Origin of the sequence: Flavobacterium cellulosilyticum (assembly GCF_004349355.1) — a bacterium.
Taxonomy (GTDB): domain Bacteria; phylum Bacteroidota; class Bacteroidia; order Flavobacteriales; family Flavobacteriaceae; genus Flavobacterium; species Flavobacterium cellulosilyticum.
In genome coordinates, this window is record NZ_SMFK01000001.1 from 787,521 (window position 1) to 808,592 (window position 21,072).

Annotated in this window: 20 protein-coding genes; 12 read left to right on the forward strand and 8 right to left on the reverse strand. The window is 34.2% G+C overall.

The window, feature by feature from the left end; all coding sequences use genetic code 11:
- Window positions 1-65 precede the first annotated feature (65 nt).
- From E0F76_RS03030 to E0F76_RS03040, 3 genes are read left to right on the forward strand one after another with little or no spacing between them, the layout of a single operon-like run.
- On the forward strand, window positions 66-1,010 hold the full coding sequence (locus E0F76_RS03030) for an NAD-dependent epimerase/dehydratase family protein (RefSeq protein WP_132001139.1): 945 nt from the start codon (window positions 66-68) through the stop codon (window positions 1,008-1,010).
- 46 nt (window positions 1,011-1,056) lie between these two features.
- Window positions 1,057-3,093, forward strand: a complete 2,037-nt coding sequence (locus E0F76_RS03035; protein ID WP_132001142.1) for a M3 family metallopeptidase — start codon at window positions 1,057-1,059, stop codon at window positions 3,091-3,093.
- A 31-nt stretch (window positions 3,094-3,124) separates the two neighbouring features.
- Window positions 3,125-4,876 carry a DUF885 domain-containing protein gene (locus E0F76_RS03040; protein WP_132001145.1) on the forward strand — a complete coding sequence of 584 codons (1,752 nt, stop codon included), beginning with the start codon at window positions 3,125-3,127 and terminating at the stop codon, window positions 4,874-4,876.
- A gap of 55 nt (window positions 4,877-4,931) precedes the next feature.
- Here the strand turns inward: E0F76_RS03040 and E0F76_RS03045 are convergent, their stop codons facing one another.
- The 3 genes from E0F76_RS03045 to E0F76_RS03055 all read right to left on the reverse strand — a co-directional run bounded on the left by E0F76_RS03045 (window position 4,932) and on the right by E0F76_RS03055 (window position 9,442).
- Complete coding sequence (locus E0F76_RS03045) at window positions 4,932-6,827, reverse strand: M1 family metallopeptidase (RefSeq protein ID WP_132001148.1); 1,896 nt, start codon at window positions 6,825-6,827, stop codon at window positions 4,932-4,934.
- Between the two features lie 48 nt (window positions 6,828-6,875).
- Window positions 6,876-8,516, reverse strand: coding sequence for a S8 family serine peptidase (locus tag E0F76_RS03050; RefSeq protein ID WP_132001151.1), 1,641 nt, complete (start codon window positions 8,514-8,516; stop codon window positions 6,876-6,878).
- A 65-nt stretch (window positions 8,517-8,581) separates the two neighbouring features.
- Window positions 8,582-9,442: an MBL fold metallo-hydrolase gene (locus E0F76_RS03055; RefSeq protein WP_132001154.1), complete on the reverse strand. Its 861-nt coding sequence runs from the start codon at window positions 9,440-9,442 to the stop codon at window positions 8,582-8,584.
- 207 nt (window positions 9,443-9,649) lie between these two features.
- On the opposite strand from E0F76_RS03055, the gene E0F76_RS03060 reads away from it, so the two are divergent.
- The 7 genes from E0F76_RS03060 to sufD all read left to right on the forward strand — a co-directional run bounded on the left by E0F76_RS03060 (window position 9,650) and on the right by sufD (window position 14,705).
- A complete protein-coding gene (locus E0F76_RS03060; RefSeq protein ID WP_132001157.1) occupies window positions 9,650-9,979 on the forward strand; it encodes a HesB/IscA family protein in 330 nt (109 codons plus the stop codon).
- 71 nt (window positions 9,980-10,050) lie between these two features.
- On the forward strand, window positions 10,051-10,458 hold the full coding sequence (locus E0F76_RS03065; protein ID WP_132001160.1) for a four helix bundle protein: 408 nt from the start codon (window positions 10,051-10,053) through the stop codon (window positions 10,456-10,458).
- A gap of 119 nt (window positions 10,459-10,577) precedes the next feature.
- Window positions 10,578-12,026, forward strand: coding sequence for a Fe-S cluster assembly protein SufB (gene sufB / locus E0F76_RS03070; RefSeq protein WP_132001163.1), 1,449 nt, complete (start codon window positions 10,578-10,580; stop codon window positions 12,024-12,026).
- A 41-nt stretch (window positions 12,027-12,067) separates the two neighbouring features.
- Window positions 12,068-12,265 (forward strand): DUF2683 family protein, encoded by a 198-nt coding sequence (locus tag E0F76_RS03075; protein ID WP_132001166.1) that lies wholly within the window; start codon window positions 12,068-12,070, stop codon window positions 12,263-12,265.
- Window positions 12,256-12,528 carry a Txe/YoeB family addiction module toxin gene (locus E0F76_RS03080; RefSeq protein WP_132001168.1) on the forward strand — a complete coding sequence of 91 codons (273 nt, stop codon included), beginning with the start codon at window positions 12,256-12,258 and terminating at the stop codon, window positions 12,526-12,528. The genes E0F76_RS03075 and E0F76_RS03080 overlap by 10 nt, the downstream gene beginning before the upstream one ends.
- A gap of 14 nt (window positions 12,529-12,542) precedes the next feature.
- Window positions 12,543-13,295: a Fe-S cluster assembly ATPase SufC gene (sufC, locus tag E0F76_RS03085; protein ID WP_132001171.1), complete on the forward strand. Its 753-nt coding sequence runs from the start codon at window positions 12,543-12,545 to the stop codon at window positions 13,293-13,295.
- A 93-nt stretch (window positions 13,296-13,388) separates the two neighbouring features.
- The gene (gene sufD / locus E0F76_RS03090) at window positions 13,389-14,705 is read left to right on the forward strand and encodes a Fe-S cluster assembly protein SufD (protein WP_132001174.1); all 1,317 of its coding nucleotides are present in this window, start codon (window positions 13,389-13,391) and stop codon (window positions 14,703-14,705) included.
- A 149-nt stretch (window positions 14,706-14,854) separates the two neighbouring features.
- On the opposite strand, the gene E0F76_RS03095 is transcribed toward sufD, so the two are convergent.
- The gene (locus tag E0F76_RS03095) at window positions 14,855-15,124 is read right to left on the reverse strand and encodes a hypothetical protein (protein ID WP_220398889.1); all 270 of its coding nucleotides are present in this window, start codon (window positions 15,122-15,124) and stop codon (window positions 14,855-14,857) included.
- Between the two features lie 293 nt (window positions 15,125-15,417).
- On the opposite strand from E0F76_RS03095, the gene E0F76_RS03100 reads away from it, so the two are divergent.
- Complete coding sequence (locus tag E0F76_RS03100) at window positions 15,418-16,173, forward strand: DUF5995 family protein (RefSeq protein WP_132001177.1); 756 nt, start codon at window positions 15,418-15,420, stop codon at window positions 16,171-16,173.
- Window positions 16,174-16,308: 135 nt separating this feature from the next.
- Complete coding sequence (locus E0F76_RS03105; RefSeq protein WP_132001180.1) at window positions 16,309-16,746, forward strand: c-type cytochrome; 438 nt, start codon at window positions 16,309-16,311, stop codon at window positions 16,744-16,746.
- 10 nt (window positions 16,747-16,756) lie between these two features.
- On the opposite strand, the gene E0F76_RS03110 is transcribed toward E0F76_RS03105, so the two are convergent.
- The 4 genes from E0F76_RS03110 to E0F76_RS03125 form a co-directional block, all read right to left on the reverse strand.
- Window positions 16,757-17,389, reverse strand: a complete 633-nt coding sequence (locus tag E0F76_RS03110; RefSeq protein WP_132001183.1) for a nucleotidyltransferase family protein — start codon at window positions 17,387-17,389, stop codon at window positions 16,757-16,759.
- The gene (gene xdhC / locus E0F76_RS03115) at window positions 17,379-18,140 is read right to left on the reverse strand and encodes a xanthine dehydrogenase accessory protein XdhC (RefSeq protein WP_132001186.1); all 762 of its coding nucleotides are present in this window, start codon (window positions 18,138-18,140) and stop codon (window positions 17,379-17,381) included. Before xdhC ends, E0F76_RS03110 begins: the two co-directional genes overlap by 11 nt.
- A gap of 258 nt (window positions 18,141-18,398) precedes the next feature.
- Complete coding sequence (locus tag E0F76_RS03120) at window positions 18,399-20,579, reverse strand: xanthine dehydrogenase family protein molybdopterin-binding subunit (protein WP_132001189.1); 2,181 nt, start codon at window positions 20,577-20,579, stop codon at window positions 18,399-18,401.
- Window positions 20,579-21,040: a (2Fe-2S)-binding protein gene (locus E0F76_RS03125; protein WP_132001192.1), complete on the reverse strand. Its 462-nt coding sequence runs from the start codon at window positions 21,038-21,040 to the stop codon at window positions 20,579-20,581. Before E0F76_RS03125 ends, E0F76_RS03120 begins: the two co-directional genes overlap by 1 nt.
- Window positions 21,041-21,072: the final 32 nt, after the last annotated feature.

Consider the following 21,072-nt stretch of genomic DNA (forward strand, 5'->3'; position numbering starts at 1 on the left):
TGTTATATTTTTGTTAGTTTTTGAATATTTATAAAGTAATAAGCTAATAATTCAAAATTCGATATATGAATCCTAAAATACTGATTATTGGTGCCTGTGGGCAAATTGGAACAGAATTAACCCATAAACTTCGTGAGATTTATGGAATCGAAAATGTTATCGCTTCAGACATTCGAAAATTAAACAATGATATCGTAAATACCGGCATATTTGAAGTCGTGAATGCGCTCGATTTCAATCAAATTGAACATCTAGTAGAAGTACATCATATTACTGATATTTATTTGATGGCCGCATTATTATCGGCCACAGCCGAAAAAAACCCCGCCTTTGCTTGGGATTTGAATATGAACTCTCTTTTTCACGTTTTGAATTTGGCGAAAGCCAAGAAAATAAAAAAGATATTTTGGCCTTCGAGTATTGCCGTTTTTGGCCCGACGACTCCTCAAGAAAACACACCGCAATTTACCATTACAGAACCTTCAACGGTGTATGGAATCAGCAAACTATCGGGTGAAAGATGGTGTGAATATTATAATACCCATTTTGGTGTCGATGTTCGAAGCGTGCGTTATCCGGGACTCATTAGTTGGTCAACTCCACCTGGTGGCGGAACAACAGATTATGCGGTAGACATTTATCATAAAGCATTGTCGGATAAAAAATACGAGTGTTTCTTGTCTTCTGAAACTAAAATGCCCATGATGTATATGGAAGACGCTATCGATGCAACTATTCGAATAATGCAAGCGCCTGAGGAACAAATTAAAATTCGATCTTCGTATAATTTGGCCGCAATGAGTTTTACACCAACTGAAATTGCTGCCGAAATCAAGAAACATATACCAGATTTTACAATAAGCTATCAACCGGATTTCCGTCAAATAATTGCGGATAGTTGGCCAGCCAGTATTGATGACAATCGTGCGCGCAAAGATTGGAACTGGCATCATACCTTCGATTTAGAAAGTATGACTATCGAAATGCTTAAAAATTTACAAATTGAATAAGTAGCAACCAATTTTATTTACAATTATAAATCAATAAATTTAATCAATGAAAAAATTATTTATTCTAGCCTTTTTCACTTTATGTGGGTTTGTTCAGGCACAAAATAAAACATCAAACATCCTATTACGACATGATAATAAACCTATCGATTTTACAAAAGTAAATGCAACAACAATACAAGAAGCAGTTACTCTAGTTATAAAATCATCTGATGAAAAAATTAAGAAAATTGTAAATGCAAATCCACAAACAGTTGCAAATGTTTTGACTGTTTCGGACGAATTGCAATATGAAATAGCTGATTTATCTATGAAAATTGGCTTGATTCAATCGACATTTTCTGATGATAAAATTAGAAATGCAGCCTATGAGCAAGTAGAAAAATTATCTGTTTATGCTAGTTCTTTAGGTTTAAATGAGCCATTGTATAAAGCTATAAAAAAGTTTTATACTGCTAAAAAATCAACTTTATCTAAATCTCAAAATAAATTTTTAACCGATCAAATTATTTCTTTAGAAAAAAACGGAATGAAATTAAGTACAGCTGATAGAAAACCATTGGAAGCTTTAAACAAAAAATTGATTGAATTTGGAAATGCATTTGATAAAAACATAGCCGAAAGCAGAGATAGTTTGGTCTTTGATTTAATTGATTTGAAGGGAATAGATGATGTAACACTTCACTCTTGGAAAAGACCAAATGGTAAATATGTGGTTAATGTAAACGGTCCAAATAGAATCATCATTTCTGAAAATGCGAACAATTCGAATACAAGAAAAATATATGGAGAACACTATAGCAACAGAGCCTTTCCACAAAATATTGCAGTTTTAGATAGCCTTTTGTACTATAGAAACTCCTACGCAAAAAAATTAGGATTTACTTCCTATGCAGCTTATGCACTGGTTGATAAAATGGCAGCTAATCCTGAAAATGTATGGAATTTTGAAAATGATTTAATTAAAAAATTAACCCCTTTAGTTACTGACGAAATAAATACACTGAAAGCATTTAAAAAAGATGTGAGTCCAACAGAATCGGACACTTTAAACGATTGGGATTTTTATTATTACAGCAAAAAAATGCTTAATGCTAAATATAAATTAGACATTGACGAGGTAAAAGAATACTTCGAAATGAACAATACTTTAGCTGGAATGTTTCATGTTTATGAATCCTTATTGGGAATTCAAATAAAACCAGCAACCAACATGCCAGTTTGGGATTCAAAAGTGAAGACCTATGAAATATGGAGCCAAGGCAAAAAAATGGGAAGTTTTTATTTAGATTTATTTCCAAGAACTAATAAATATTCTCATTTTGCTTGTTTCCCAATGAGTCAATACTCGAAAAAAGGAGCTGTTGAAACTTTACCACAAGCAGCGCTTATTTGCAATTTTCCTGAAGGAACAGCGACTGAACCTTCATTATTGCCACATAACGATGTAATCACAATGTTTCACGAATTCGGACATTTAGTACATTGGTTATTGGGACATCCTGTAATTGCTTCTCAACATTCATTTGCTGTAAAAGGTGATTTTGGTGAAGCTCCTTCCCAGTTTTTAGAAAACTGGTGTTGGGAATATGATGCTTTAAAACTTTTTGCCAAAAATTATAAAACTGGAGAAGTGCTGCCAAAATCGTTATTCGATAAAATGAAACAAACACAATTAGTAAATATTGGCAGCACTTATATCAGACAAGTATATTTAGGGCTTACGGATTTTACTTATGAAGACAAATATGAAGAAACAAAACGAAAAGGAGTTGTAGAAGTTTTTAAAGAATTATCATTAATGAATCAGATGCCGTTTGATGATAACAACCACATGATTTGCAGTTTTGGGCATCTTAGTAGTTATGGCGCCAATTACTATGGTTATTTATGGTCTAAAGTATTTGCTCAGGATATGTTTTCGATTTTTCAGAAAAACGGGGTTATGGATAAAGCCACTGGAATTAGATATCGAAAAGATATTTTAGAAAAAGGATCTACTAATGCAGAAATGGATATGGTAGAAAAATTTTTAGGAAGAAAACCAAACTCCGACGCCTTCTTAAAATCTCTAGGAATTTAAAAATAAACAATATCTAAATAAAATATAATAGATGAAAAAAGTTCTAATAGTTTCATTTTTACTAACACTTACTTTTGTAAGTTGTAATAAAAAAGACAAAAACACTTGTGAAAGCAATCCCAATTTTCAAAAACTTTCCGAAGAATATATAAAAGGGTATATGGATTGGCGCCCTCAATCTGGCGTCCGACATGGTTTGCACGAATATGACGGAAAAATTAATGATTTTAGTACACCGTCTATCGCAGCCGAAATAACAAGACTTAAAGATTTTGAAAACCAATTTTCTAAAATAGATTCCGCTTCTTTAAACATAAAAGAATATTATGATTTAAAAACACTTAAATCCAATATTAAAAACGAATTGTTTGCTATAGAAGATTTAAAAACCTACACTAAAAATCCAATGACTTATGCGGGTTTGATTGATGTCAATATTTATATCAAAAGGAATTTTGCGCCATTGGAGCAACAAATTAAATCCATCATCGCCATTGAAAATGAAGCGCCAAAGATTTATGAAAATGCCAAAGCAAATTTACAAGATTCACTGGCGTTGCCACACATTCAATTAGCAATACAAATTGCAAGAGGTTCTGCTTCTTTCCTTGAAAAAGATCTTTTAATTGCATTGAAGGATGTCAAAAATGACTCTTTGATGAAGGCGTTTACAACATCAAACCAAAAAGCGATTGAAGCCATAAAGAACTATGCAGACTTTTTAGAAAAAGAAAAATTACCAAAAGCCAATAACAACTACGCCATTGGCAAAGAAAACTATCAAAAAATGCTGTTGTATGGCGAAGGAATTACCATGTCGGCCGATGCAATTTTGGCCATTGGAATGAAAGAATTGCAAAAAGAACAAGCCTCATTTAATGCAGCCGCAAAAATTATCAATCCCAACAAAAAACCGATTGATGTGTACAACGATGTTCAAAAAGAGCATCCAACGGCGGAGAGTTTGATTCCGGATTCCAGAAAAAATCTAGAAACGATTCGCCAATTTTTGATTGACAAAAAAATTGTTACCATGCCATCTGAAGTCCGCGTAAAAGTAGAAGAAACACCTCCTTATGCTCGATCAACTTCGACGGCATCAATGGACACACCTGGGCCTTTTGAAACAAAAGCTACAGAAGCGTATTACTATATTACTCCTGTAGACCCCAAATGGACTCCAAAACAAAAAGAAGATTGGTTGGCCATGTTTAATTATTATACTACCGATGTAGTTTCTATTCACGAAGCCTATCCAGGACACTATACCCAGTTTTTACATTTGAATGCCTCAGATGCATCCAAAGTTCAAAAGATTTTTGGTAGTTATGCTTTTATTGAAGGTTGGGCTCATTACACCGAAGTAATGATGTTAGATGCCGGTTTTGGAAACAATGGTGACCCTGTAAAAGAAGCAAAATTAAGGATTGCGCAATCGGGAGATGCCTTGTTGCGAATTTGTCGTTTGTGTGTGTCTATAAAAACCCATTGTTATGGAATGAATGTAGATGATGCTACAAGGTTTTTCATGACTAACTGGTATCAGGGAGATAATCCATCACGACAAGAAGCAATGAGAGGGACTTATGACCCAGGATATTTGTTTTATACATTGGGTAAATTACAAATTCTGAAATTGCGGGAAGATTATAAACTTCAAGAAGGTAGTAATTATAGTTTGCAAAAATTCAATGATGCCATGTTAGACAACGGTATGATGCCAATTCAATCGATGAGAGAAATCTTATTGAAAGACAAAAAAACATGGAACGCTATTTTATAAAATAAACACTAAATTTCTCTTTTATTTGTAAAGGTCTGAACTCGAGATAGAGAGTTTAGACCTTTTTATAGTTGACTATTTTTATCTCATAAGCATTGTCCGCCTGTTTGATATCAGCCATTAATGCACTTGGATCGATAGTGATTTTAGATATAGAGGTTTTGTTTTTAGAAATTGTAAATTCATAAGATGGATTTGCCCATGCCCAATCGCTCAATACCGTTCTTTTTATTGCTGGAGTTGGGTTGTCTTTCTGGTAGTTCATCATTCGCAATGGAATGTAAAAACTCTCTTTTGTGCCATCAGTATATTCGACTAAAACATCCATTGGCATTGGTGTTCTGCCTATTCTTTCCAGTGAAATAATAGTTTTGTTTTCCCCTTCTTTCACGGCTACTATGCCATAATCTATCGTGTTTGTGGTTTGTGTCCAATCCGTTAAATACCAATCTAGGTTGGCACCAGAAACTCTTTCGGCTGTTCTTTTGATGTCGTTTGGTGTTGGATGCTTGAATTTAAATTCTTGATAATATCGTTTAAGCGTTTTATTTACATTCTCTTTTCCTATCAAATACTCTAATTGCGACAAGAAAATAGCGCCTTTGTAATAGGATGACGTAGAATAGAATTTGTTTTCATCATAACGATCCACTTGAGTAGATTGTGGCTGTTCCTTGCCTGATGCTATCAATTTATAATAGGACAAGTAGACTTTTTTAAATGGGTTGTCTTCCTTTTTTGAAGCAATTTCATTGAGTGCCAAATATTCGATATAGGTCGAAAAACCTTCATCCATCCAAGAATGTTTCGTCTCGTTTGAAGCTAAAACTTGTTGAAACCAGGAATGAGCCAATTCATGAGCTGCTGTTTTTAAAAGCGCCTCCACTTTTTTGTCTCCCAACATTAAGGTACACATAGCATATTCCATTCCACCATCGCCACCTTGAATAAAGGAATATTGTTTATAGGGATAGTCACCAACTTTTTTATTATAGAAATCCATAATTGAAACCATTTTAGGTTGTAATGCTTTCCAATTCCCAATAATACTTGGATTGTTTTTATACAGGAAATGTAAGTCAACATTATTGGGGCCTTTTACTATATCGTGAAGGTATTCTTTATCTGCTGCCCATGTAAAATCGTGTACCATTGGCGCATAAAAATGCCAAGTCAGGGTTTTGGAATTCTTAGGATAAGAAACGTGGATACCTTTATCTTGATAGCCATAACCAATTTCATTTTTGTTTTGCAAATATCCAGAACCTCCTAAAACATACTCTTTGTCGATAGTGATTTTTACATCAAAATTGCCCCAGACACCATGAAATTCTCTTGAAATATAAGGGTCAGCATGCCAACCTTCAAAATCGAATTCGGCTATTTTTGGATACCATTGCGCCATTGAGAATTCGACTCCTTCAGCATTGTTTCTACCAGAACGACGAATTTGTAAGGGAACTTGTCCGTCAAAATTGAGTGTTAAAGTGGTTTTCGAATGGGGTAAAATAGGCTTTGCCAAAGTTACTTCTAAAACAGTTCCTACTGTTTTTGTTTTTGCATCAACACCATCTTGTTTGAAATTTGAAATGTTCAAATAACCAAATTCATTTGGTTTTAAGTTTTTGATTCGACTTTCAAGAGTAGATATTCCATTAAATTTAATAGTGTCAATCATCCGTTTATCAGGATCCTTGATACTTTGAAGTCTAGCATCCATTTCGCTTCCCGGCTGAAAAGCATTATTGAATAAGTGGTAAAAAACACGGCGTAAAGTATCCGACGAATTATTGGTATAAACTAGTTCTTGAGTTCCTTTGTATTGGTAGTTTTTCACATCCATTACAACTTTCATTTTATAATCAACGTGTTGCTGCCAATAAGCAGTATTTTGTGCAAATACATTTCCGAAAATTAAAGAAATAATTGAAAGTAATACTATTTTTTTCATGTAGTGTAAAATAGAAAACAGAAGGATTTTCATCCTTCTGTATAAATTTTAAAGTATAAATTTTTTCTTTTTTGATAATTTTTCAGCCATTAACAAGGCATTGTATGCATTTACAATTTTACCAGATTGCGACAAAGTAGTAAAAGAACGAATGTCAGTTGATTTTCCTCCAACGATTACATCCGTTGTAATTGCCACACCCGAATCCATCAAAATATGTTTTACTTGTTTTGCAGATAGATTTGGATAATTCGAACGGATTAATGCTGCAACTCCCGCTACATTCGGTGCAGCCATTGATGTTCCTTGTAGGTATTTATAGGAATTATTTGGAGTCGTCGCATAAATTTTCACACCGGGTGCAAATACATCCACATTTAATTTGCCATAGTTAGAAAAATAGGCTACTATTTTGTCTCCATAATCAAAATTCAAAGCGCCAACAGTAATGACATTATCAGCAAATTCGGTTACTTTATCTTGAGAATCATTTGGAAAAGTAGCTTCGATATCAATGTCTTTTGCATCATTTCCAGCCGAATGTACGATTAAAACATCTTTGCTTTCTGCATATTTAATGGCCTCAAAAACCCATTGTTTTTGAGGCGAAAAGGATTTTCCAAAACTCCCGTTAATGATTTTTGCTCCATTATCCACTGCATAACGAATACCAAGTGCGATATCTTTGTCGTATTCGTCTCCCGCTGGTACAGCACGAACCGGCATAATTAAAACATTATTTGCGATTCCGTCACCTCCTTTATCATTGTTTCTCAATTGTGCTACAATTCCAGCGACATGGGTTCCGTGGAGACTAACAGGTTTGTTACTTAAAAGATAATTGTTTCCGTATTTTGTATCTGTTATGTCATTTGGGTTGTCCCCTAAAACTTTTCTAAAGTTGGTCTTAGCATTTTCTCCGTTTAGAAAGGCGTTGTAATCATCTATTTGTTTTTGAATAGTCAATTTGCGTTCTGAAACTGGAATTCCAATAGAAAGTATTTTTCCTATGATCTCTTTACTTTTTAGAATTTCTGGATCTTCAGTAACAATTGAATTTAAATCTCCGATTGAGTAAACCGATTTTCCGAGTCGTTTTTCTAATATCGCATCACTTTCATTGATGCTTGACAACAAGTTTTCTGATTTAACTTTTGCTTTATTGCTTTTGTCAAATTGGTTATCGTGAGCCGCTTTTGCTTCTAAGTAGGTTGCCTCGTCGACACTATTTTTATTACCAAGGATTCTGTCAAATTCGTAATTTTCATTTGTAATGTCACCAAGAAAATTCCATCCATGAATATCATCAATATATCCGTTTTTATCATCGTCAATCCCGTTTCCAGGAATTTCCTTTTTATTGGTCCAAATCACATCTTTTAAATCCTCATGGTTGATATCTACACCAGAATCTAATATAGCCACAATAACCGGAACACTTTTTTTTCCTTTCAATATTTCGGCATAAGCTCTATCAACACTCATCCCAGGAATGGTGTCTTTTACAATATCAAGTTGACTCCATCTTTTTAATTCATTTTCGCTAAGTGGAGCCTTTTTTTTACTATTCAAAGGGGCACTAATCGGAGGTAGTTTAACTGTAGAATTTGAAACTTGTTTTGTTGTGCTGCACCCTGCAAAAGTTAAGGTTGCAAAAGCAGATAAATAAAGTAATCTAGTAGTATTCATAAAAATTCAGTGATTTAAAAAAAACAAAAATATCATTATTTGTTATAAAAACACGTGGATTAACTTTAATTTAATATTTCATCACAATTGAAAACGGCCTTCATTCGAACTCCTTTTTCGGTGTTTTCTACAGTGATAATTTCATTATGAGCGTCGTGTTCCATGAAAAGATAATAGTTGTTTTCAACGGCAGCATTCAGAAATTTAGCTTTTTCGGGCATGGTTAATAGTGGTCTGGTGTCATAACCCATGACGTAAGGCAAGGGCAAATGACCAACAGTTGGTAACAAATCTGCCATAAAACAAATGGTTTTATCTTGGTATTGAATGTGTGGAATCATCATTTTCTCGGTATGACCATCTACATAATAAATTCCAAAACCCAATTCGGATGTAGTCAATAAATCACCTTCGGATCTTTTTATGAAATGCAATTGTCCGCTTTCCTGAATAGGTAAGATGTTTTCTGAAAGGAAGGAGGCTTTTTCGCGAAGATTTGGTTTTGTTGCCCACTCCCAATGATTTTCATTGGTCCAATATTTCGCGTTTTTAAAGGCAACTTCATATCCGGTTTTATCTTTGTTCCATTGCACACTTCCGCCACAATGATCAAAATGCAAATGCGTCAGAAAAATATCTGTAATGTCATCGCGATGAAAACCGTATTTAGCCAATGATTTATCAAGAGAATGAGTTCCCCAAAGCGAATAATAGCCAAAAAACTTTTCCGATTGTTTGTTGCCCATGCCGTTGTCTATCAAAGTCAATCGATTGCCATCCTGGATAAGTAAGCAACGTGCAGCAATGTCAATTAAATTGTTTTCATCGGCTGGATTAGTACGGTTCCAGATTGTTTTTGGTACAACGCCAAACATAGCACCACCATCTAACTTAAAATTGCCAGTTTCTATAGGATATAATTTCATTTTTTAGGATACGAATTGTAAAATTTGAGAATTAAAATAATTTAAGAATCTAAATAAGACTGCAATTTACGGAAATACATTAGCATTTAATAAGGCCAAATAGACTTTTTCTATCTAATTATAGTTATAAAAATGTTAGGATGTTTGACTTCAAGCCTAAATTGTAATACCTTTGCCTTTTATTTAGACAAAATCAAAATAACGATTATGATAAAAGTATCTGATACTGCCAAAAAGAAAATCATTGACTTAATGAAAGACGATGGTTTTGATGCTGCTGTCGATTATGTAAGGGTTGGCGTGAAAAGCGGCGGATGCTCTGGTTTGTCTTATGATTTGAAATTTGACAAAAACAAAGCAGACGATGATAAAATATTTGTTGACAATGATATAACAATTGCTGTCGAAAAAAAATCGTTTCTTTACTTAGCTGGAACGATTTTAGAATTTTCTGGAGGATTAAACGGAAAAGGATTTGTTTTCAATAATCCCAATGCAAGCAGAACTTGTGGATGTGGAGAATCATTTTCATTATAAAAAAGCGAAAAAATTAAAAAAAGCGAAATAATTTAAATATCCAGATTCTTTTTAATTAAGATACATTTTATATGGCAAAGTACAGTTCTTTCGAGGAAATGGAAGTGTATCAAAAAGCACTTCAATTTGGAGTAAAAGTATATAAATTGACCTTGACGAATGAAAAAATTGCTAAAGATTATGGTTTAAAAGACCAGTTGCAAAGGGCTGCGCTTTCTATTTCAAACAATATTGCAGAAGGTTTTGAAAGAGAAACTAAAAAAGAATTAACACGTTTTCTTTATTTTTCAAAAGGTTCAGCTGGAGAATGTAGAAATATGTTTAACTTTCTGAGATTATTAGAATATATTAATGAAGAAAATTTTTATAACCATCGAAATGATGTTATTGAAATTTCAAAACAGTTAGGGAATTATATAAAATATTTAAAAACCCTTGAACAACAAGATAAAATAAATCAAAAAAATCAAAAGGATTAAAAAAAGTAAAAAGAGCAAAAATCAAAAATAATGAATATCCTTGTTTTATATTTTTTAGATTTTTCGAGTTACTTTTTTTAGATTTTTTAGATTTTTTCAATCTTTTAGATTAATTAATTATGTCAAAATATACTGAAGACCATTTAAGAGTCGAACTCGAAACTAAGGAATACGAGTACGGATTTTATACTGATATAGAATCGGAAACGTTTCCTATTGGTTTAAATGAAGATATCGTTCGCGCCATTTCTCATAAAAAAGAAGAGCCTCAATGGATGACCGATTGGCGCATCGAAGCTTTTCGTGCTTGGGAGCAAATGATTGAACCTGAATGGGCCAACGTGAAATATGAAAAACCAGATTTTCAGGCTATTTCTTATTACTCTGCTCCAAAAGCAATTGACCCTAATAAAACATTAGACGATGTAGATCCTGAACTTTTAGAAATGTACAAAAAGTTAGGTATCTCTGTCGATGAACAAAAAATGATGAACAACGTTGCGATGGATATTGTAATCGATTCCGTTTCAGTTGCTACAACATTTAAGAAAACATTAGGCGAAAAAGGAATTATCTTTATGAGTATTTCTGAAGCCATAAAAGAACATCCAGAATTAGTTCGTAAATATTTAGGAACCGTTGTCCCACAAAGAGATAATTTTTATGCGGCTTTGAATTCGGCTGTTTTCTCTGACGGAAGTTTCTGTTATATTCCAAAAGGCGTTCGTTGTCCAATGGAACTTTCGACGTATTTCCGTATCAATCAAGCAGGAACAGGACAATTCGAAAGAACATTATTAGTTGCAGATGCAGGTAGTTATGTTTCGTATCTAGAAGGTTGTACTGCGCCAAGTCGTGACGAAAATCAATTGCACGCAGCGGTGGTGGAATTAATCGCTTTGGACGATGCCGAAATTAAATATTCAACCGTTCAAAACTGGTATCCTGGAAACAAAGAAGGAAAGGGGGGTGTTTTTAACTTTGTGACTAAAAGAGGAATGTGTCAGAAAAACGCAAAAATCTCTTGGACACAAGTAGAAACAGGATCTGCCATAACATGGAAATATCCTTCAGTTATTTTAAAAGGAGATAATTCAGTTGGTGAATTTTATTCGATAGCCGTTACCAATAATTTCCAACAAGCCGATACAGGAACTAAGATGTTTCACATTGGAAAAAACACCAAATCAACCATTATTTCTAAAGGAATTTCTGCGGGTAAATCTCAAAATAGTTATAGAGGATTAGTTAAAATTGGTCCAAATGCCGATAATGCAAGGAACTTTTCACAATGCGATTCCTTATTAATGGGAAACAATTGTGGAGCGCATACTTTTCCTTATATCGAAAGTAAAAATCCAACTGCAAAAATAGAACATGAAGCCACAACCAGTAAAATAGGTGAAGACCAAGTATTCTATTGCAATCAACGTGGAATTCCAACTGAGAAAGCCATTGCTTTAATCGTAAACGGTTTTAGTAAAGATGTATTGAATAAATTGCCGATGGAATTTGCAGTGGAAGCACAGAAATTATTGGAGATTTCTTTGGAAGGTTCAGTAGGATAATTTTTGTAAATTTGAAGTAACACTATTAAATTACAATAGATATGGAACTCATTTTAAAAAACGTCAAGAAAAAAGATTATCCAGTTTTGAAATCATTGGCAAAATCATTAGGTTTTGAAATTGAAGAAAAGATTGATAAACCATACAATCCTGAATTTGTAAAAGAAATCTTGGAGGCTGAACAAAGCATTAAAGAAGGAAAAGGAATAAGGATAAAATTAGAAGATTTGTGGAAGTAGTTTATTCAGAAAAAGCGCAAAAAGACAGAGAATATTGGAAAAAATCTGGAAATAAAGCTATTATGAATAAAATCACTGCTTTAATCGAAGATATTCAATTACATCCTTTTCAAGGAATAGGCAAACCAGAGCAATTGAAACACCAGCTTTCTGGAAAATGGTCAAGAAGAATAAATAAAGAACATCGCATTATATATAAAGTTACAGAAGAAAATACAATCGAAATACTAGACATTTTATCACTAAAAGGTCATTACGAATAAACAAAAGAAACAAAATGTTATCAATAAAAAATTTACATGCCACAATTGGCGACAAAGAAATTCTTAAAGGGATTAACCTTGAAGTAAAAGCAGGAGAAATCCACGCAATTATGGGACCAAACGGTGCTGGAAAAAGTACGCTTGCTTCCATCATAGCAGGTAACGATACCTATGAAGTTACTGATGGAGAAATTTATTTGGACAATGAAGATATTTCAGAATTGTCTCCAGAAGAAAGAGCACACAAAGGAGTGTTTCTTTCGTTCCAATATCCAGTTGAAATTCCAGGAGTTTCAGTAACTAATTTTATGAGAACTGCCATCAACGAAACTCGTAAAGCCAACAAATTGGAAGAAATGCCTGCCAATGAAATGTTGAAGTTTATTCGCGAAAAATCAGAATTGTTAGAAATCGACCGTAAATTTTTATCTCGTTCGCTAAACGAAGGTTTTTCTGGTGGAGAGAAAAAAAGAAATGAAATTTTTCAAATGGCTATGTTAGAACCAAAACTAGCTATTCTTGATGAAACTGATTCAGGTTTGGATATTGATGCTTTAAGAATTGTTGCTAATGGAGTGAACAAATTGAAAAGTAACAAAAATGCTATCGTTGTTATCACACACTACCAAAGATTATTAGACTATATCGTTCCTGATTTTGTACACGTTCTTTACAACGGAAAAATTGTAAAATCAGGTGGAAAAGAACTAGCGCATGAGCTAGAAGAAAAAGGATACGACTGGATTAAACTAGAACAAGAAGCTTAAAAAAATAGTCAAAAGTCGAATGTCTAAAGTTTGAAAGCGTCCACGCATTCGACTTTATGACCTTCGACTTTAAGACTTTAAGACTTAAATAAAATGGATTTAAAAGAAAAATTACTATCGTCTTTTATGGCTTTTGAAGAACGTATTGATGTTCATTCCGAACTTTATAATGTGAGAACAACTGCAATAAAAAACTTCGAAAATAAAGGTTTCCCTACCAAAAAAGAGGAGTCTTGGAAATACACTTCGCTAAATGCCATCTTAAAAAATGACTTTACCGTTTTTCCTAAAAATGAATCGACTATAGAATTCAAGGAAGTAAAAAAATATTTCATCCACGAAATCGACACCTACAAAGTAGTGTTTATTGATGGTGTTTTTAGTTCCCATTTGTCTTCTACCACTCACGAAGGATTGGATGTTTGTTTGATGTCATCGGCATTGAACAAGCCAAAATACAAAATGATTATTGATACTTATTTTAACAACATTGCAAGCAAAGACGAAAGTTTAACTACTTTGAATACTGCTTTTGCTAATGAAGGAGCATATATCAATATTCCTAAAAGTACAGTGGTTCGTAAACCAATTGAGATTATGTATTTCTCGACTGGTAATGAAGCTGCTTTGATGGTTCAGCCTAGAAATTTAGTGATTGTTGGAGAAAATTCACACGTTCAAATCATCGAAAGACATCAAAATTTGACTAAAAATCCAGTTTTGACCAATTCAGTTACGGAGATTTTTGCACAAAAACGGGCCATTGTGGATTATTATAAAATCCAAAATGACAACCTTGAAGCCAATTTAATTGACAATACTTATGTTTCCCAAAAACAAGGAAGTCACGTTTCGGTTCATACTTTTTCTTTTGGAGGAAATCTGACGCGCAACAACTTGAATTTCTACCATTTTGGAGAAAGATTGACAAGTACTTTGAACGGAATTACCATTATTGGCGACAATCAACACGTAGATCATTACACTTTGGTAAATCATGCTACACCAAATTGCGAAAGCTTCCAAGATTACAAAGGAATCTTTTCTGATAATTCAACCGGTGTTTTCAATGGTAAAGTATATGTAGAAAGAGAAGCTCAAAAAACCAATGCTTTCCAAAAAAGCAACAACATTCTTTTGAGCGACAAAGCAACTATAAACGCCAAACCGCAATTGGAAATTTTTGCCGATGACGTAAAATGTTCTCATGGTTGTACTGTGGGACAATTGGACGAAACAGCAATGTTCTACATGCAACAACGCGGAATTCCTAAGAAAGAAGCCAAAGCATTATTGATGTATGCCTTCTCAAATGCCGTAATCGAAAACATCAAAATCCCTGAAATAAAACAACGAATCACTAAGATTATCGCCAACAAATTGGGTGTTAAAATTGGATTTGATTTGTAGTACTAGTAATTGATTATAATTTTAAAAACCCAACAAATGTTATTATTTGTTGGGTTTTTTTATGGAGCTATTTCCCGCTATTCGTTGCAATCTTTTCTTGTTTCAAAGAAAAACAAGAAAAGGGTTTCCACTGCTATCGGGGCTAAAAATTATCCCTTTGAACTCCAATAGGCAAAAGATTGCGGTGGAGTTAAATTGTAATCTTCCTTCAGATTTGTAGGGATTTTAAACTTAGTTTTATTTTTAATTTGATTAGTAAAACCGTGTTTTCTATCTGCAAAATATTCATAAAAATAAGCTTCTGATATTCCAGAATATTCTTTAGTTTTATCCCAAAGCGTTGCAAGACCATATTTGAATATTTCGCCAATTTCAAATTCCCCGATAACTTTTTGCACTGGAGACGAAGCATAAACCAAAACCGAAGTGACATTTTGGTTTTTGAAAATAGCTTTTCTGAATTTAAATTTTTTTGTCCCATCAAATATCTAATTCGCATATTGGGGCTTAATTGATAGTACTACTTTCATTTTTAATTGATTATTACTGTAAATTTAATTAAATCTTTGAACTTTACATTAGTTCGTTTCAAATTAAAAGGTAATATTTACCTACTATTATTGTAAAACATTCACCTTTTTCTTTGTAAAAATCATCCCCATAATTCTACTTCAAACTATAAAAATCTTTATTTTTATTAAAAATAAAAAAAATGATTCCACAGGCAACAACTATCGATGAGGTAATTGTGTTACTTCATAACATTATTCTACAATCGATACAAGAAAAATCGACCAAAGGATATTTTTCTGTGCTCTATCTCAAAGTAACTCAAAAAGTGAAGGAGGGAATTGCAAAAGGCACTTTCCAAAACGGGCCAAGAATGGAAAAACTAGACGTAATTTTTGCCAACAGATACATCAAGGCCTATTATCAAAATCAGAAAAAAATGCCAGTTTCTGAATCATGGGAAATCGCTTTCAAGCTAACCGATAACTACTGGCTAATCGTACTTCAACATCTTTTATTAGGAATGAATGCCCATATCAATTTAGATTTAGGAATCGCTGCTGCTCAAGTTTGCCCAAAAGAAGAAATTCATAAATTGCAAAAAGATTTTAATACCATAAATGCAATCTTATCTTCCTTAGTTGCTGATGTAGAAAGAGACCTCTGTGAAATATGGCCAACACTTTTATGGATATTGAAAAAGACTAAAAATTTCGATTCCTTCTTTATTGATTTTAGCATGCAACGTGCAAGAGAAGGAGCGTGGAATTTTGCGCTAGAAATGGCGCCTCTCTCAGGAAGTAGTTTTGATGAATGTGTTTTAAAAAGAGATATTTGTATTGCGGAAAAAGCCAAATTAGTCACCAATTCAGGGTGTTTTACAGTCTCTCTATTCAAAATCATGCGTTTGTTTGAAATAGGCGATGTGGTTGAAAAAATAAAAAAATTAGAAGATTAACAAAAATAAATGAATCATCAATTATGGTCAAGCCCTAGATTTTACCTAATTTAAACGAAAATTAGCCAATTTTTATAATGAAAATCATATGGCTTACTTTTTGTTCATAAACCAATAATTCAAAACTTTAAAAAAATGAAAAAATATATTATAGGAATTGCATTAATCGCATTAGCGCTACAAAGTTTTAAAAGGGCATCTAGTGATTCCACTTGGAATGAATCCATTAGTTCTCCATACCAAGTTAGCATGCAGCCACAAGCAAATAACGGAAAAACCATTTATAATAAAGTTTGCATGTCTTGCCACCAAATGAATGGAACCGGTATTCCAGGAGCATTTCCTCCACTTGCAAAATCCGATTACTTAAATGCCGATGTCAATAGAGCAATAAAACAAATACTAAATGGTTCTTTGGGAGCAATAACCGTTAACGGAAAAAAATACACCACCCCAATGCCTAAACAGGAACTTAATGATCAGCAAATTGCAGATGTCTTAACGTATGTGTATGCCAATTGGGGAAATAATAAAGCTGTTATAACGCCAGAAATGGTAAAGAAAATGAGGTAGAAAAACAGCTTTATTTAGTTGTGTTTTTATAAACCAACCAATCATCTGGAGAATTCAAATTTTGTATACAGCACGAATCCTGAACCTCTATTTTAGTACGTTGTTCAGGATTTGTTTTTTTGATTTGGAAATCCAAACGGGCATTCTCATTCTTACAAACAATGGCTAAAAGAGGATTCCAGAACAAGGAAGACAACTTTATAGGATGACCATTTTTGCCATTGTAATTGGGTTGAACCACCGTATTTTGGGATTCTATAATTTTTTGTAATTCCGTTCTATTCAAAATAGGAATATCTACAGGCTGAATCAGAACTGATTTGCTTTTGGGGATATGCACTAAAACCGACTGCAAAGTGGAGAATGATCCTGCTTCTGGATTTTTGTTTAGAACCACTTTAATTTGCAGATTTTCGAATGCTTCAAATTGGTTTTGGGCTTTCGCCAAAAAAGGAATCGCTTCAAAATAGTCCTCAAACTGGAATCCCAAACCGATATAAACTTCGGTTATTGCGGTGTTAGTTATTCGATTTAATTGTTCTAAAATCCAAAACGTGTTTTTGTAAGCAAGCAATCCTTTAGGGACACCCATTCGTTCCGATTTCCCTCCAGCAAGCAAAACAAAAACGGAATTATTTTCCATAATAGACTTTCAATAATTCAGAGGCTATGCTAATCGCAATTTCTTTTGGAGTACTTCCTCCTAAATCCAATCCTATTGGGCAATGTACTGGAGCAATGCCTCCTTTTAAACCCAATTCATTAATTAACATCTTATTGAATCGGCTTTTTTTAGTTTTACTACCAATGAGGCCAATGTATTTCGTTTCAGAAACCAAAGCAAGAGCGGTGATTTCAAAATCCAATCGGTGGTCGTGAGTCATAATCGCAACATAACAATTGGCTCCCCAAGGAATCGTTTGTTTATAGAGATCAAATGGAATCGAACTGTATTTTATTGAGGGGTCTAAATCAATTGTCTCTCGCCAGTTCTCTCGGGTATCGTATAAATGAATGATAAATGGGGTGTCATTTAAAATCGAGCAAAGTGCAACTCCTATATGTCCAGCACCAAATAAATGTAATTCGGGAAATTGATTCATGGGTTCAATGATTAGTTCTACTTTTCCGCCACAACATTGTTCAAATTCAGGGCCTAATGTATAGCTGAAAGTGGTTATTTTATTTTCTTGAATGGCAATAACGGCTAGATCGATTACCTGAAATTCTAATTTACCTCCGCCAATAGTCCCGAAAATTGTTTTATCTTGGGTTACTATCATTTTCGAGGCCAATTTACATGGCGCCGAACCTATAATTTTGCTTACTGTAACGAGAGCTACTGGAATTCTCTTAGCCTTAAATTCTTGTAAAAGTTCAATCCAATTGTTCATTAAATGTATATGGTTTTAGTAGTAAGGGATAAATGATACGAATAACATCTTTTTTAAATTTGGGCGTGACCCTTCGTAAAAACTTCGGGTCGGGCTTTTCGTTCCCGCTTTTTTATATTTGGCGAAGAAAAATCGCCAAATAAAAAAAGAGCTCCACTGCAATCCCTCACGCAGAGGAACTAAATATAGGAATAAATAATCAAATTCTGTAAATCATAGACCCAAGTGATAGGGAGAAGGCGATGCAATTTAGTGGTATTATGCAATTTCATAATCACTCAAAGGCAAATTATAATATCGTTTTCCGGTTAGTTTATAAATTCCATTGATAATTGCTGGAGCAATTACAGGAACTCCCGGCTCGCCAACTCCGGACGGAGCTTCGTCGCTTTCTACAATTTCTACATGAATATTGGGTGCTTCATTCATTCGAACCAATCGGTAATCGCCAAAATTACTTTGTTCAATTGCCCCTTCTTTAGCTGTAATTTTTCCGTAAAGGGCTAACGACATTCCAAAAATGGCAGCTCCTTCCATTTGCGCTATTACCGTATTTTTATTAACCACTTTTCCACAATCAATAACGGAATAGACATTATGAATTTTTACCATTCCATCCATCATCGAAACTTCAACAACAGAAGCTACATAAGAGTAAAAACTATAATGAACCGCAATACCATAGGCATGTCCGTCGGGTAATTTTTTACTCCAATTAGCATTTTTCGCAGCCTTATTTAACACATTTTTGAGACGTGCTGTATTGTATTTTATCGGGTCTTTGGTGTCTTGGATTCGGTCCTCTCCAATTAATTTTAGCCTAAAATCTAAGGGGTCTTGATTAGCAGCATAAGCTAATTCATCAGCAAAAACATTGATAGAAAATCCATGTATGATATTAATTACGGAACGCAACCAACCAATTCGAACCATTGCCGGAGCATGTCCCGATTCTATTTTTAAATTATTTATAGCAAAAGGAACGTCAGCAGCACTTGAAGCTTCCCAACTCGCTGGATATTCGTTGCTAGAATCAAAGGTGGACCCAATTGATGGAAAAGCAAAACGATGCAACCATCCAGTAACATTACCCTTTGCATCGAGCGAAGCTTTCATATACTGAGCACTTACGGTGTGGTAATAACCGTGTTTTGTTTCATCTTCTCGAGTCCAGACGACTTGTACGGGAGCTTTGATGGCTTTAGATAGAATAACGGCTTCTACTACATAATCAGGTTTTGACTTTCGTCCAAAGCCGCCACCTAAGAAAGTGACGTTTATAATAACTTTATCATCATCAAATCCTAAATATTCTTTTAGTTCGGTATGTGCCGCTTGTGGATTTTGGGTAGGACACCAAACTTCACAACTATCTTCTTTTACCCAAGCCACTGCATTAGGTACTTCCATCGGGGCATGAGATAAATGAGGCATTTGAAAAGTGCTTTCGACAATTTTTGTAGCCTCTTTAAAGGCTTTTTCTACATCTCCTATTTCTTTATTGACTTTACCCGGTTTATGAACATTTTGCGTAATTTGCTCCATGTATTTCTCAGAATCATAAGTCACATTTTTACCATAATCCCATTCTATTTCCAAGGCTTCTTTTCCTTTAAAAGCGGCCCAAGTATTCGAAGCGATTACTGCTACGCCACCCAAAGCGCCAAAAGGTCTTTTGACTCTAGCAATTTCGATTATGGCTTCGACACCTGGAATTTTCATCGCTTCGGTTTTGTTGAAGGATTTTACTGTTCCAAAAGTAACGGGACAACGAGCAATTGCCGCATATTTCATATTAGGCAAACGAAAATCGAGTCCAAAAACAGCACTTCCATTTGCGTATTTCTCAACATCAATGCTTTTTAAGCTTTTGCCAATGTATTTGTAGTTTTTTGGGTCTTTGTAGGTAATCTTTGTTGGCGCTTCAATTGATTTTGCTATTTCGACCAAATCACCAAAGCCTATTTTTTTGCCACTAGTATGAACAATAAAATGATTTTCTGCACGACATTCGCTTTCGGGTACGTTCCATTTTTTGGCTGCAGCCGATAGTAAAATCATCCTTGTTGTAGCTCCCATTTTCAACATGGTATCATATAAATAACGGACACTTCGAGAGCCATCGGTGTTTTGATCTCCATATTTTTTATGTCCAATAGCTTGTTTTACGGTTACTTTATTCCAATCCGCTTCCATTTCATCGGCAATGATTGAAGTTAATGAAGTGCGCACACCATTTCCCATTTCTGAGCGTGAGGCTATTAAAATTAAACTTCCATCAGCATTTAACTCGACAAATAAATTTGGAATAAAACTCGCCGCTAAAGCGTTTTCTCCTTGTGCAAATGCTGAAAAATTACAGGCTATAATTAGTCCACCAGTCCCTAAACCGATGTTTTTTATAAATGATCTTCGACTTATGTTTTGAATTTCACTCATTATTTCTGCAGTTTTTTAAGTTCAACTGTGTGACGAATGGCTTGCTTGATGCGTGGGTAGGTTCCACAACGGCAAATATTGGCACTCATAGCGTCGTCAATATCGGTATCGGTTGGGTTAGCATTCGCATTTAGTAAAACAGTAGCAGCTATCAGTTGACCTGGCTGACAAAATCCACATTGAGGAACATTAAACTCAGCCCATGATTTTTGTAGTAATTGTAAATTTTCGGTTGTGCCCTCAATAGTAGTTATGTTTTTTCCAACCACTTCAGAAACGGGAGTTAAACAGGAATAAATAGCTTCGTCGTTTATTAACACTTTGCAAGCTCCACAAGCTCCTGCCCCACATCCGTATTTAGTTCCAGTAAGTCCTATAACGTCCCTAATCGCCCAAAGTAAAGGCATTTCGGGAGCTACATCAATGGTGTATTTTTTCTTGTTTATGAGTAATGTCGCCATAGTTGAATTTTTAGTGAAAAAAGAACTCTAAA